The organism is Pseudomonas sp. GW821-FHT01C01, from assembly GCF_059422645.1.
On record NZ_JBWKXF010000010.1, the window covers coordinates 40425 to 53857 of the forward strand.

13 protein-coding genes, 1 tRNA gene and 2 pseudogenes are annotated in these 13433 nt (G+C 60.1%); 6 read left to right on the forward strand and 10 right to left on the reverse strand.

The window, feature by feature from the left end; translation table 11 throughout:
* Positions 1–9: 9 nt before the first annotated feature.
* From AC07XF_RS09585 to AC07XF_RS09600, 4 genes are all read right to left on the reverse strand, one after another.
* Positions 10–84 (reverse strand) — tRNA-Gln (locus AC07XF_RS09585).
* 36 nt (positions 85–120) lie between these two features.
* A complete protein-coding gene (ispE, locus tag AC07XF_RS09590) occupies positions 121–972 on the reverse strand; it encodes a 4-(cytidine 5'-diphospho)-2-C-methyl-D-erythritol kinase (protein ID WP_495026286.1) in 852 nt (283 codons plus the stop codon).
* Position 973: 1 nt separating this feature from the next.
* Positions 974–1591 carry a lipoprotein insertase outer membrane protein LolB gene (lolB, locus tag AC07XF_RS09595; protein WP_495026287.1) on the reverse strand — a complete coding sequence of 206 codons (618 nt, stop codon included), beginning with the start codon at positions 1589–1591 and terminating at the stop codon, positions 974–976.
* Positions 1592–1595: 4 nt separating this feature from the next.
* Entirely contained in the window at positions 1596–3320 is a 1725-nt protein-coding gene (locus AC07XF_RS09600) for a tetratricopeptide repeat protein (protein ID WP_495026288.1), read from the reverse strand.
* Between the two features lie 316 nt (positions 3321–3636).
* Here AC07XF_RS09600 and hemA point away from each other — a divergent pair, with 316 nt between their 5' ends.
* From hemA to AC07XF_RS09630, 6 genes are all read left to right on the forward strand, one after another.
* Positions 3637–4926 (forward strand): glutamyl-tRNA reductase, encoded by a 1290-nt coding sequence (gene hemA, locus AC07XF_RS09605; protein ID WP_495026289.1) that lies wholly within the window; start codon positions 3637–3639, stop codon positions 4924–4926.
* On the forward strand, positions 4923–6005 hold the full coding sequence (gene prfA, locus AC07XF_RS09610; RefSeq protein ID WP_495026290.1) for a peptide chain release factor 1: 1083 nt from the start codon (positions 4923–4925) through the stop codon (positions 6003–6005). Before hemA ends, prfA begins: the two co-directional genes overlap by 4 nt.
* Positions 6006–6836, forward strand: a complete 831-nt coding sequence (prmC, locus tag AC07XF_RS09615; protein WP_495026291.1) for a peptide chain release factor N(5)-glutamine methyltransferase — start codon at positions 6006–6008, stop codon at positions 6834–6836.
* A complete protein-coding gene (locus AC07XF_RS09620; RefSeq protein WP_495026292.1) occupies positions 6830–7585 on the forward strand; it encodes a molybdopterin-synthase adenylyltransferase MoeB in 756 nt (251 codons plus the stop codon). The genes prmC and AC07XF_RS09620 overlap by 7 nt, the downstream gene beginning before the upstream one ends.
* Positions 7578–8369, forward strand: a complete 792-nt coding sequence (gene murI, locus AC07XF_RS09625) for a glutamate racemase (protein ID WP_495026293.1) — start codon at positions 7578–7580, stop codon at positions 8367–8369. Before AC07XF_RS09620 ends, murI begins: the two co-directional genes overlap by 8 nt.
* Positions 8370–8493: 124 nt before the next feature.
* Positions 8494–9012, forward strand: coding sequence for an acyloxyacyl hydrolase (locus AC07XF_RS09630; protein WP_495026294.1), 519 nt, complete (start codon positions 8494–8496; stop codon positions 9010–9012).
* 130 nt (positions 9013–9142) lie between these two features.
* Here the strand turns inward: AC07XF_RS09630 and AC07XF_RS09635 are convergent, their stop codons facing one another.
* From AC07XF_RS09635 to AC07XF_RS09660, 6 genes and pseudogenes are all read right to left on the reverse strand, one after another.
* Entirely contained in the window at positions 9143–9448 is a 306-nt protein-coding gene (locus AC07XF_RS09635; protein ID WP_007981864.1) for a YkgJ family cysteine cluster protein, read from the reverse strand.
* A 99-nt stretch (positions 9449–9547) separates the two neighbouring features.
* Positions 9548–10330, reverse strand: coding sequence for an SDR family NAD(P)-dependent oxidoreductase (locus AC07XF_RS09640; RefSeq protein WP_495026295.1), 783 nt, complete (start codon positions 10328–10330; stop codon positions 9548–9550).
* Positions 10327–10425 (reverse strand): annotated as a pseudogene (locus AC07XF_RS09645) (nuclear transport factor 2 family protein); the annotation flags it as partial. The pseudogene AC07XF_RS09645 and the gene AC07XF_RS09640, both read right to left, overlap by 4 nt.
* A gap of 2 nt (positions 10426–10427) precedes the next feature.
* Positions 10428–11870, reverse strand: a complete 1443-nt coding sequence (phrB, locus tag AC07XF_RS09650; RefSeq protein ID WP_495026296.1) for a deoxyribodipyrimidine photo-lyase — start codon at positions 11868–11870, stop codon at positions 10428–10430.
* A gap of 21 nt (positions 11871–11891) precedes the next feature.
* Complete coding sequence (locus tag AC07XF_RS09655; RefSeq protein ID WP_495026297.1) at positions 11892–12833, reverse strand: MerR family transcriptional regulator; 942 nt, start codon at positions 12831–12833, stop codon at positions 11892–11894.
* Positions 12833–13288, reverse strand: a pseudogene (locus tag AC07XF_RS09660) (YbgA family protein); the annotation flags it as partial. The gene AC07XF_RS09655 and the pseudogene AC07XF_RS09660, both read right to left, overlap by 1 nt.
* Positions 13289–13433 lie beyond the last annotated feature (145 nt).

Genomic DNA, 13433 nt, shown 5'->3' on the forward strand with positions numbered 1-13433 from the left:
ATAGGAAAATGGCAGGGGCGGCTGGATTCGAACCAACGCATGGCAGGATCAAAACCTGCTGCCTTACCGCTTGGCGACGCCCCTGTATCTGTTGCAACGATTACCCAGTAATCGATTCCTTTAGAGCAGACTTCGCAGCTTGCGATGCAACATCGAAACGTTGCTTCCTTTTGCTACAAAACCTGTAAGGGTCTCTGTCAGAAGGGCCGAGACTTTATCAGCTTCAGCTTTGCTTGGGAAGCCCCCAAACACACAACTTCCAGTTCCGGTGAGTTTTGCTTCGGTAAATTTACCTAACAAATTCAAAGCGTTACGTACCTCTGGATAACGCCTTGTTACCACCGGCAAGCAGTCATTTCGACTGTTTCCCTTGGGAACGGGGCGCACTTTAATGGGAGGAGTGTTACGTGTCAACAACGGATCTGAAAAAATTTCTGCCGTACTTACAGAGACTTGCGGCACCAGCACGAGATACCACGGTTCTTCCGGGTCGACAGGGGTCAGTTTCTCCCCCACGCCCTCGGCAAAAGCCGCGTGACCACGAACGAAAACCGGGACGTCGGCGCCCAGCGTCAACCCCAGGCCGGCCAGGCGATCTTCATCCCAGCCCAATTGCCACAGATGATTGAGTCCAAGCAATGTCGTTGCGGCGTTCGAGCTGCCGCCACCGATGCCGCCGCCCATGGGCAGGATCTTGTCGATCCAGATATCGACGCCCAGTGTGCAGGCGGATTGTTCCTGAAGTTTTTTGGCGGCTTTTACGATCAGGTTGCTGTCGTGGGGCACACCTGCGAATTCGGTGTGCAGTTGAATCACACCGTCATCGCGCAGGGCATAGGTGATTTCATCGCCGTAATCGAGAAACTGAAACATCGTTTGCAGTTCGTGGTAGCCGTCTTCGCGGCGACCCAGGATGTGCAGCATCAAATTGAGTTTGGCCGGCGAAGGCAGTGTCAGGCGATTGGCCGGCATGTCATGACCCCAGTTTGCGTGGTTGCCAGGCCTTGATCACCAGTGTGACGTCAAGGTCGGTGCCATGCAGCTTGATTCGCTCGGGCAGCCAGTAACCGTTTTGCTGGGTGTAGTCGGTGTATTCAACCTTCCAGCCATCCTGCTCGAGGTTGGCCAGGCGACTGTCGGCATCCAGTGTCAGGCGACTTTTGCTGTCCGGAGACGGGAGCCCGCGCACCCACCAGGCCAGATTGGATACCGGCAATTTCCAGCCCAGCTGTTCTTCGAGCAGCACTTCCGGGGTCGGCGCGTCGTAGCGTCCCTGGTTGGCAACTTCCAGCGACACCTTGCCCGGCCGACCGGTCAGGCGAGCCGCGCCGCGGCCCAGTGGTCCGGACAGACGAATGTCGTAGTAATCCTGGCGTTGCAACCAGAACAGCGTGCCGCTGCCCGAGTCTTTCGGTGCTCGAATGCCGATCTTGCCATCGATCTGCCAGCCATCGAGGCCGGTCAGTTGCTCTTTGTGCTCACGCCATTGGGCAGGGTTGCCGTGCCCCTCGACCGACTCGCGGGGACCCAGACCCGCGCAACCAGCGAGCAGGGCGATAAAACTGAAAACGATAAAATGGCGCAAAAACATAATCTTAAAGAGTCTCTGATCCGGTCAGGCGTTTGATGGTGCCGCGCAGGGTCGGGCTGTCGGGTTGTTCCTTGAGGAACTTGCCCCAGACTTGTTTGGCTTCACGCTGTTTGCCGTTGGCCCACAGGACTTCGCCCAGGTGAGCGGCGACTTCCTGATCGGGGAAACGATCCAGGGCCTGGCGCAGCAGGCGCTCGGCTTCATCGAGATTACCCATGCGGTAATTCACCCAGCCAAGGCTGTCGAGTACCGCCGGGTCTTCCGGACTGATCTGGTGCGCCTGTTCAATCAGGGCCTTGGCCTCGGCGTAGCGCGTGGTGCGGTCAGACAGGGTGTAGCCGAGGGCGTTCAACGCCATGGCATTGTCCGGGTCGCGCTTGATGATCAATCGCAGGTCTTTTTCCATCTGCGCCAGGTCATTGCGTTTTTCCGCCTGCATGGCGCGGGTGTAGAGCAGGTTCAAGTCGTCCGGGTATTTCTGCAAAGCCTGTTGCAGAACATTCCAGGCCTTGTCGCCCTGATTGTTGGCGGACAGGGTTTCAGTTTCGATCAGGTACAACTGGATCGCGTAATCCGGCTGCTCGTCGCGCTCTGCCGCCAGCTTGCGTTGCGCTTCGGCGGTCTTGCCGTTGTTCATCAGGATGTCGGCTTGACGCAATTGTGCCGGCAGGAAGTCACTGCCCGGGCCAACCTTGGCGTACTCGATCAACGCGCCTTGCGGGTCGTTTTGTTCCTCGGCGATGCGGCCGAGGTTCAGGTGCGCCGAGTCGACGTGGCTGTCTCGGGCGATCAGGTCTTCCAGATAACCCTTGGCTTCTTGCCAGGCCTTGGCTTCCAGGCAGACCAATGCCAGCGAGTAGCGCAGTTCATCGTCTTCCGGGTACTGCTGAACCAGGCTCGAGAACTCGGCCTTGGCGTCGTTCATGCGGTCCTGTTCAACCAGCATGCGTGCGTAAGTCAGGCGCAGGCGCTTGTCGTCCGGGTATTTCTTGATGCTTTTTTGCAGCAGCGGCAAAGCCTCGTCACCGCGATTGAGGGTTTGCAGCAGGCGTGCGCGCAGCAGGATCGGTGCGATTTCGCCGTTGTCGGGAGGGTTGTTTTCCAGCAGCTTCAGCGCGCCTTTGGCGTCGCCATCCTGTTGCATCAGCAGGGCCTTGCCGAAAATCAGCTGGCCGTTGTCCGGATGGCGTTGCAGCAAACGGTCGAAGCTTTTCATCAAGCCGTTGCGGGTGTCCTGGTCGGTGTCTGCCGCAGACAGCGCAAGGAAGTCGAAATGGGTGTCGCCCTTGCCTTGCAGGACTTTCTCCATATAGACCATGGAGTCGTCATAACGCCCGGCGCGTGCCAGTTGCACGGCGGCGGCGCGTTGCGCTTCAAGGTCGTTGGGGGCGTTTTTGGCCCAGATCAGCGCGGTGTCCAGGGCTGCCTGATCGGCGCCCAGATATTCGGCGATACGGAATGCCCGCTCGGAAATGCCCGGATCCTGGGTATTGATGGCCTGGGTTACATAGTTGTCCAGGGCAATGTCGAAACGATTGCGCTGGCCAGCCAGTTCGGCGCTCAACAGGCTGAAGATGGTTTCCTCGCTGAACGAGCTGTAGACCTTGGGCTTTTCAGGGGCCGGGGTGCTGTCTTCAACCGGCGGCGTACCGTCCGGCGAAACGGGTGCCAAGGCCTGGCAGCCGCTGAGGAAGACAAAAGCGAGGAGCAACGCGGAAGATCTATTCATATAGGAAGAGGACGACTAACCTGCGGTCAGATCATCATGACACAAGCTTTCGGCCAAACATAACCGGCCCGCCATTTTCACATTCTCACCGCCCCCTGTAGGAGCTGGCTTGCCAGCGAATACGGTGGACCGGTCGACAGATAGGGCGCCCGTCCTGCCGCTTTCGCTGGCAAGCCAGCTCCTACAGGGATTGTGTGTAAACGAGAACCGCTCGCAACGTGAGCGTCACCTACCGGGGCGATAGATATCGAGTAGTTGTTCTGATTCCGTCGAAGTAGGACAATTACCGGCTTCACGTCACCATCAGCGACTTTGAATGGCCTTCCTTGCACTCGGTATTAACCACAAGACAGCTTCAGTAGACGTCCGCGAGCGCGTGGCTTTTACCCCTGAGCAGCTGGTTGAGGCCTTGCAGCAGCTCTGCCGACTCACCGACAGCCGCGAAGCTGCGATCCTCTCCACCTGCAATCGCAGTGAGCTCTATATAGAACAGGATCACCTGTCGGCGGACACCGTGCTGCACTGGCTGGCTGATTATCATCATTTGAGCTTCGACGAGCTGCGCGAAAGCTCCTATGTGCATGAAGATGATGCGGCAGTTCGTCACATGATGCGGGTCGCTTCCGGGCTCGACTCGCTGGTGTTGGGCGAACCGCAGATTCTCGGCCAGATGAAGTCGGCCTATGCCGTGGCCCGTGAGGCCGGCACCATCGGTCCATTGCTCGGGCGGCTGTTCCAGGCCACGTTCAATGCGGCCAAGCAGGTGCGTACCGACACTGCCATCGGCGAGAACCCGGTGTCGGTGGCGTTTGCCGCGGTGAGCCTGGCGAAACAGATTTTCAGCGACCTGCAACGCAGCCAGGCGTTGTTGATTGGCGCCGGCGAGACCATCACCCTGGTCGCCCGCCATCTGCATGACCTGGGGGTAAAGCGCATCGTCGTCGCCAACCGTACACTGGAGCGCGCCAGCATTCTGGCCGAACAGTTCGGCGCCCATGCGGTGTTGCTGTCGGATATTCCGGCCGAGCTGGTGCGCAGCGATATCGTCATCAGTTCCACCGCCAGCCAATTGCCGATCCTGGGTAAAGGTGCCGTGGAAAGCGCCTTGAAACTGCGCAAGCACAAACCGATTTTCATGGTGGATATCGCCGTTCCGCGCGATATCGAGCCAGAAGTCGGTGAGTTGGACGACGTTTATCTCTATAGCGTCGACGATCTCCACGAGGTGGTGGCCGAGAACCTCAAGAGCCGCCAGGGCGCTGCCCAGGCCGCCGAAGAGATGGTCTCGGTCGGCGCCGAAGACTTCATGGTCCGCCTGCGTGAATTGGCGGCGGTGGACGTGCTCAAGGCCTATCGTCAACAGAGCGAACGCCTGCGCGACGAAGAATTGCAAAAGGCCCAGCGCATGCTGGCCAATGGCAGCAGTGCCGAAGAGGTGCTGGTGCAACTGGCTCGCGGGCTCACCAACAAACTGTTGCACGCACCCAGCGTGCAGTTGAAAAAGCTCTCTGCCGAAGGTCGCCTGGATGCGCTGGCGATGGCCCAGGAACTCTTTGCCCTCGGTGAGGGCTCATCGGATAGCTTTTCGGATAAAAAACCGCAATGAAAGCGTCACTGCTCAATAAGCTGGATATCCTCCAGGACCGTTTCGAGGAATTGACCGCCCTGCTGGGCGACGGCGAGGTCATTTCCGATCAGAACAAATTCCGTACTTATTCCAAGGAATACGCGGAAGTTGAACCGATCGTGAGCGCCTATAAAGAACTGCTGAAAGTGCAGGATGACCTCGAAGGTGCCCAGGCACTGCTCAAGGACAGCGACCCGGACATGCGTGAAATGGCCGTGGAAGAAGTCCGCGAGGCCAAGGAACGCCTGGTCACGCTTGAAGCCGACCTGCAACGCATGCTGCTGCCCAAGGATCCTAACGACGGTCGCAACGTGTTCCTCGAAATCCGTGCCGGCACCGGCGGCGACGAGGCGGCGATTTTCTCCGGCGACCTGTTCCGCATGTATTCGCGTTACGCCGAGCGTCGTGGCTGGCGGGTGGAGATCCTCTCGGAAAACGAGGGTGAACACGGCGGCTATAAAGAAGTGATTGCCCGGGTCGAGGGCGACAACGTCTACGGCAAACTCAAATTCGAATCCGGTGCGCACCGTGTGCAGCGGGTTCCAGCGACCGAATCCCAGGGCCGCATCCACACGTCGGCCTGCACCGTGGCGGTATTGCCCGAGCCGGACGAACAGGAAGCCATCGAGATCAACCCGGCCGACCTGCGCATCGATACCTATCGCTCCTCCGGCGCCGGTGGTCAGCACGTCAACAAGACCGATTCGGCGATTCGCATTACGCACTTGCCGTCCGGCATCGTGGTCGAGTGCCAGGAAGAACGTTCGCAGCACAAGAACCGTGCCCGGGCGATGTCCTGGTTGTCGGCCAAGCTGAACGATCAGCAGACCTCCGCTGCGGCCAACGCCATCGCCAGCGAGCGTAAGTTGCTGGTCGGTTCCGGTGATCGCTCCGAGCGCATCCGCACCTACAATTTTGCCCAGGGCCGGGTCACCGACCACCGGGTCAACCTGACCTTGTATTCCCTCGACGAGATCCTCGCCGGCGGCGTCGAGGCGGTGATCGAGCCGTTGCTGGCCGAGTACCAGGCCGATCAACTGGCAGCGATAGGTGAGTAAATGACGATCATTGCCAGTTTGTTGCGCGCCGCCGATTTACCCGACTCGCCGACGGCGCGTCTGGATGCCGAATTGCTGCTGGCGGCGGCGTTGGGCAAGTCCCGCAGCTTCCTCCACACCTGGCCGGAGCGCATCGTGCCGAGCGAAGCGGCGCTGACGTTCGCCGAGTATTTGCAGCGCCGCCGCAGCGGTGAGCCGGTGGCCTATATCCTTGGCCAGCAAGGCTTCTGGAAGCTGGATCTGGAAGTCGCGCCACACACGCTGATCCCGCGCCCGGACACCGAGCTGCTGGTGGAAGCTGCGCTGGAACTGTTGCCAGCCACACCGGCCAAGGTGCTCGACCTCGGCACCGGCAGTGGCGCGATTGCCCTGGCCCTGGCCAGCGAGCGTCCGGCCTGGAGCGTCACGGCCGTGGATCGCGTGCTGGAAGCCGTGGCCCTGGCCGAGCGCAATCGCCAGCGCCTGCACCTGAACAACGCCAAGGTGCTGAGCAGCCATTGGTTCAGCGCCCTGGAAGGTCAGCGTTTTCAACTGATCATCAGCAATCCGCCCTACATTGCAGCGGCCGATCCGCATCTGGTCGAGGGCGATGTGCGCTTCGAACCGGCCAGCGCTCTGGTGGCGGGTGTCGACGGGCTCGACGATCTGCGTCTGATCGTCGCCCAGGCGCCGGATTATCTGGACGCCGGCGGCTGGCTCATGCTCGAACATGGCTATGATCAGGCCGAGGCGGTCCGCGATTTGCTGCTGACCCGAGGGTTTGAAGAAGTCCACAGCCGCACCGATCTGGGCGGTCACCAACGCACCAGTCTGGGGCGCCTGCCGTGCTGAATGATCAGGAGTTGCTGCGCTACAGCCGGCAGATTCTGCTGCAACACATCGATATCGACGGACAGTTGCGGCTCAAGCAAAGTCGCGTATTGATCGTCGGTCTTGGCGGCCTTGGCGCGCCGGTGGCGCTGTATCTGGCGGCCGCCGGCGTTGGCGAGTTGCACCTGGCCGACTTCGATACGGTCGACCTGACCAACCTGCAACGCCAGATCATTCACGACACCGACAGCGTCGGCATGAGCAAGGTCGATTCGGCGCTCAAGCGCCTGACCGCGATCAATCCTGAAATTCAACTGATCGCCCATCGTGCGGCGCTGGACGAAGATTCCCTGGCCGCCGTGGTGGCCGGGGTAGATCTGGTCCTCGATTGCTCTGACAATTTTTCCACCCGTGAAGCGGTCAATGCTGCGTGTGTGGCGGCCGGCAAACCGCTGGTCAGCGGTGCGGCGATTCGCCTCGAAGGGCAACTGTCGGTGTTCGATCCGCGTCGGCCGGAGAGTCCGTGCTACCACTGTTTGTACGGGCACGGCAGCGAAGCCGAACTGACTTGCAGCGAGGCCGGCGTGGTCGGACCGCTGGTGGGGCTGGTCGGCAGTCTGCAAGCCCTCGAAGCGCTGAAGTTGCTGGCCGGATTCGGTGAGCCACTGGTGGGGCGTTTGCTGTTGATCGATGCCTTGGGCACGCGCTTTCGCGAGTTGCGGGTCAAGCGGGATCCGGGTTGCAGCGTCTGTGGGTCGAAACATGCGTGAAGCGCCGATTGGCGTGTTCGACTCCGGTGTCGGCGGGCTCTCGGTACTGGCCGAGATCCAGCGTTTGCTGCCCAATGAGTCTCTGTTATATGTCGCCGACTGCGGGAATGTTCCCTACGGCGAGAAAACCCCGGAATTTATCCGACAGCGTTGCAGCGTGATGGCCGACTTCTTTCGGCAACAGGGCGCCAAGGCCCTGGTGCTGGCGTGCAACACGGCGACGGTGTCCGGTGTTGCCGACTTGCGTCGTGACTATCCCGAATGGCCCATTGTCGGCATGGAGCCGGCCGTCAAACCGGCCGCCGCCGCAACCCGCTCCGGCGTGGTGGGGGTGCTGGCCACCACCGGCACTTTGCAGAGCGCCAAGTTCGCGGCGTTGCTCGACCGCTTTGCCACGGACGTGAAAGTGATCACCCAGCCCTGTCCCGGGCTGGTGGAGCTGATTGAAAACGGTGACCTGCATAGCCCCGAACTGCGTCAACTGCTGACCGGGTATGTCGAGCCGCTGTTGGCCGCCGGCGCGGACACCCTGATTCTCGGCTGCACCCATTACCCCTTCCTCAAGCCGATGCTCCGGCAGATGATCCCCGAGGACATCAGCCTGATCGACACCGGCGCCGCCGTCGCACGCCAGCTTCAGCGGTTGCTGGTCGAAGGCGAGCTGCTCGCCGATGGGCCTGCCCGTGAGGCGCAGTTCTGGACCAGCGCCGATCCGCTTCATTTCAGAAATATCTTGCCGACACTGTGGAATACCTCCGGCATTGTGCGAAGCTTCAACAGGTAGAAGGTTGTCCGGGGGAATACGATGAATTGGGGTGAACTTCTGATAAATCGCTGACTTCAATAGTTTTGCAGGGTTGGGCAACAAAAAAAAACCATACGAAATTGTTCGGAAAAGGAAGTTTCTAGTGAAGCGACTATTCTGCTTGGCCGCGATTGCGGCCGCACTGATGGGGCACACTTTTACCGCTCAGGCGGCAGGTGTGGAGTTCGCGGTAGGTCAGACCAGCGATTCGACCATGACGTATCGACTGGGCATGCAATTCGATTGGGACCAGAGTTGGTGGCAGAGTGACGTCGGCCGCGTAACCGGTTACTGGAGCGGCGCCTACACCTACTGGGAAGGCGACAAGACCTCCAGCACTAACAGCCTGTCGTTCTCCCCGGTATTCGTTTACGAATTTGCCGGCCAGAACGTAAAGCCGTACGTTGAAGCGGGCATTGGCGTGGCGGCGTTCTCCAATACCCGACTCGAAGACAACAACATCGGCAGCGCTTTCCAGTTTGAAGACCGTCTCGGTTTTGGCCTGCGCTTTAATGGCGGCCATGAAGTCGGGATCCGTGCGACGCACTATTCCAACGCCGGGCTCGCCAGTTCCAACGACGGTGTAGAAAGCTACTCGCTGCACTACACGTTGCCGTTGTAAGCACCGACGCTGTTTTAAATGTGGGAGCGGGCTTGCTCGCGAAAGCGGTGGAGCATTCAACACCTTGTTGTCTGACGCGCCGCCTTCGCGAACAAGCCCGCTCCCACATTTGTATTGGGGGACTTCAAGACTAGCGATACGCCGTCGAAATCCCCTGGCGTTCGTCGATGCACTCCGGTGCGCCCATCTCGAACTCCCGGCAGATCAGCGGGCGTTTTTCGTAAATGGTGCACATCATCGTGTTGCGATCCAGCGCGGCACACCAGCCGTCGTCCAGGCGCAGCATCACTTCCCCGCCCCAGTCATCGGTATCGATGAACCGTTCAGGTACACCCGTATCGGTGATCAGCATGACTTCGAGCTGGCAGCAACAGGCTGCGCAGGTCGAACAGGTGACCGCGGGTTCCGCGATTTGCGTGTGGGGGATGGTTTTCATGGCGCGCAGTGTAAGGCAGTCACCGGGCGCTGTGTGAAAGGTCTGACGGACGCTCAAGTATCGAAACGTCCGAGATACCGCTGCCGATAATGACGATTTTCACGGTTGATCCTTGATCGGCGGCTGGCTGCGTACCATGCGCCTGCCGATCTCCAGTTTCACTTGGTCCGGCCGTTTGGAGAGCGGCCAAAGGGTGGCCATGAACGCTGCCGGGAAAGCAATTTCCAGCGGGCGGTCCCTGAGTTTTTCGAAGATGTACCGCGCGGCTTTCTCCACCGGCCAGCTCAAGGGCATGGGGAAGTCGTTTTTCGCTGCCGGCGGCGTTTCGACAAGCCCGGGACTGATCACCGTGAGTTCTATTCCTTCGGGGGCCAGGTCGATGCGCAGGGATTCGAACAGATAACGCAGCCCGGCTTTCGAGGTGCCGTAGGCTTCTGCCCTGGGCAGCGGCAGATAAGTTACCGTACTGGCCATGGCTACCATATGCGGTGCGGTGCCAGCCCGCAGCAAAGGCAGGGCGGCGTCGATGCAATAGCTGCTGGCCAACAGGTTGGTGCGCACCACGTGCTCGACAATCGACGCATCGAACTGTTTGGCGTCCACGTACTCGCAGGTGCCGGCGTTGAGTATCACGGTGTCCAGCGAGCCCCAGTCCTCGGCAATCTGCTCGCCGATTTCGCGCACGGTCTGGCTGTTGGTCAGGTCTCCGGCAACCACCAGCACTTGCCCCGGATAACGTCGCGACAAGTCTTTGAGGGGGGCCACCGAGCGCGAACTGACGGCCAGGTGCGCACCGCTTTTCAGGATTTCTTCAGCCAGGGCGGCACCAATGCCGCTGCTGGCACCCGTCAGCCAGTATCGTCGTGCGAGTGAACGACTCATCCCAATCTCCTTTTCAGCCAGGCAATTAGCCGGCCCAATACGGGTAAATATTCATAAGGCAGAGCCACGGCATCGAAGTAATCCCGGTGGCGGTAACTCATGATCCAACAGCTGCGTATTGCCGTGACGGCAGATTTTTGAACGCCGTCAACGCGCGCGTACGGGAGGTACTCAAGTCGACGATCGGTGAGGGGTAATCCACAACACCGAACAGGCCGCCGAGATTGGCCGGGTTGTGCACTTCCTTTTTGTTCAGCCCGGCCAGTTCCGGCAGCCAGTGCTTGATGAACAGGCCCTCGGGGTCGAATCTTTCCGACTGGCTCAACGGGTTGAAAATCCGGAAGTACGGCACCGAGTCGGTGCCGGTGGAGGAACTCCACTGCCAGCCACCATTGTTCGCCGCCAGGTCGCCATCGATCAGGTGACGCATGAAAAAGCGTTCGCCTTCGCGCCAGTCGATCAGCAGGTTTTTGCTCAGGAACATGGCCACCACCATGCGCAGGCGGTTGTGCATCCAGCCGGTTGCCAGCAGTTGGCGCATGGCGGCATCGATGATCGGCAAGCCGGTGCGTGCCTGTTGCCAGGCGGCAAGTTCGTCGGGGGCGTTGCGCCAGGCCAGCGTTTCGGTTTCCGGGCGAAACGCGCAGTGCCGGGAAACTCGTGGGTAGCCCACCAGGATGTGTTTGTAGAACTCGCGCCACAGCAGTTCGTTGATCCAGGTGACGGCGCCGGTCTTGCCGCTTTCGAATTCGCCCTGATTGCTGTGCAGGGCCGCGTGCAGGCATTGGCGAGCAGAGATCACCCCGGCGGCGAGATAGGCCGAAAGCTGACTGGTGCCGGGCTTCGCCGGGAAATCACGTTCGCTTTGGTAGTGCTCGATCTGCGCATCGCTAAAGCGCTCGAGGCGACGCCGGGCTTCGGCTTCGCCCGCCGGCCACAGGCTGCGCAGGTGGTCACCGGGTGTTGCGAAACCGTCGACACTCGAGGGGATCGCGTCGCTGGCAATGTTCAACGGCGCTTGTTTCTGCGGCGCGCGTACCAGGCTGGGTAGCGAGTGGTGCAGTCGTTCGTAGCAGACTTTGCGGAACTGGCTGAAGACCTGAAAGTAAGTGCCGGACCGGGTCAGCACGCTACCGGGCTTGAACAACAATTGATCGGGATAGCGGTGAACCTCGATGCCTTCGGCCCTAAGCATCCGGGTGACCGCTGCATCGCGACGGGATTCGTGGATGCCGTACTCTTCGTTGAAGTACAGCGCGTCGATCCGCCACTGTCGGCACAGGTTTAGCAACACGGTTGGCGCGTCCTCCCAGCGAGGTGCCTGGCGGATCAGCAGGGGAATGTTCAGTTGACCCAGTTCGCGGCTCAACTCGCGCAGGTTGCGCAGCCAGAAATCCACTTTGCAGGGCGCATCGTCGTGTTCCAGCCATTGTTCCGGGCTCAGCAGATACACCGCCACGCACGGGCCGCAAGCCGCGGCGGCCGAGAGGGCGGTGTTGTCATGTAGACGCAAGTCGCTGCGCAGCCAGATCAATTGCATTTTGGTATCCACGCGATTCATTTAAATCAGCCCGCGCTGAACGAGTGCCTGATGTGCCGACAGCGGATCTTCGGCCAGGTACAAATCAGCGATCTCGGTAGTACTCACGGACAACTCGGCGTGGTGGATGCATACCGTTGGTCCGGCAATCATTTTTGGGCAACTGACGCCTTTGAAAAGTTTCGGCAGTTGCGCCAGGTTCAGGGCCTTGCTGGAGTAAAGCAGAACCCCACGGGGTTGCAGAAGTTCAACCGCCAATGCCAGTTCTCCGACAGGCAGCGGCCAGTCGAAAACCTCCACCGGGCAATCGGCACTGCTGATCAGCCAGGCCGTGAGCCACAGGTGGGGCTCCACGGGCAGGTCCGAGTGGTTGATCAACAGCAGCGGCACAGTGCGCAACTGACGATTGTTATGGTAGATGCGTGCGCCGAATTTGCTGCGCAACCAGGCACAAAAAAACACCCGCTCCATCTGCGCACCGAACTGGCCTTGCCAGCGTTGTTCCAGAGTGGCCAGCAAGGGCATCAGCAATTGCTCGCACAGGGTTCGCGGCGGATACAGCGCCATCGCCTGATTAACGCTGTCATCCAGGGCGCGCTCCTGCAATCCGCTGACCGCGTTCAACATTGTTTGCAGCAAGACGTGCCAATCGTTGTCGACGGGCTCGCTGGAGGCTTGCGGCGAGTCGAGCAACGGCTTGACCTGGCTGACGGCGACGCCACGGTTGAGCCAGGTGAGGATAGTCTGGATGCGTTGTACATGGTCGGCCGAAAACAACCGGTGCCCCTTGGGTGTGCGTTGCGGCACGATCAGGCCATAGCGCCGCTCCCAGGCGCGCAGGGTCACGGCATTGACGCCGGTTTGCCGCGCCACTTCGCGGATCGGCAACCAGCCTTCGTCCAGCGCCTTTTCAAAGTCATCGCCGAGATCTTCGCGGGCGCTGGTGTCGAGTGCTTTTTTCATCAGATGGCATTTCGCAGGCTGGGGTTTTCCGGGTGCGGTTGCAGGTAGACCTGCTTTGCGATGTACGGATCGGGGTGTTGGCGAAAGTGATGTTTGAGCAGCGTCAGCGGCACCACCAGCGGCACGAGGCCCAGGCGGTACTGGCTGATCACATGTTGCACTTCCTGCCTTTCTTCGCGGCTGATGGCCTGTTTCAGGTAGCCACTGAGGTGTTGCAGGACGTTGCTATGAGTGCGGCGGGTGGGGGATTTTTTCAGTGCCGACATCAATTCGCTGAAATAGCGGGGGCCCAGGTCCTTCGGATCGGTATGGCCCATGTTGCCGAGCAGGTGGCCCAGGGCTTTGTACTGCACCGGGTTATGGGCCATCAGCAGGTATTTGTAGCGCGAGTGAAAGTCCGTGAGACCACGCCGGGTCAGGCCCTCTTGGCATAGCTGCTGCCAGGCGCTGATGGCGATTTTCTGTTTGGCGGGAGAGTGGGACATCGGAGCACCTCGAATCTGAACCTGTGCAGACGCTCGAGTCTGTACAAGATAACTTCATGATAGATTCGAAGTTGTACAAGTCAAATGCTGTGTATAAGTTTTGTGGCGGGCTGCT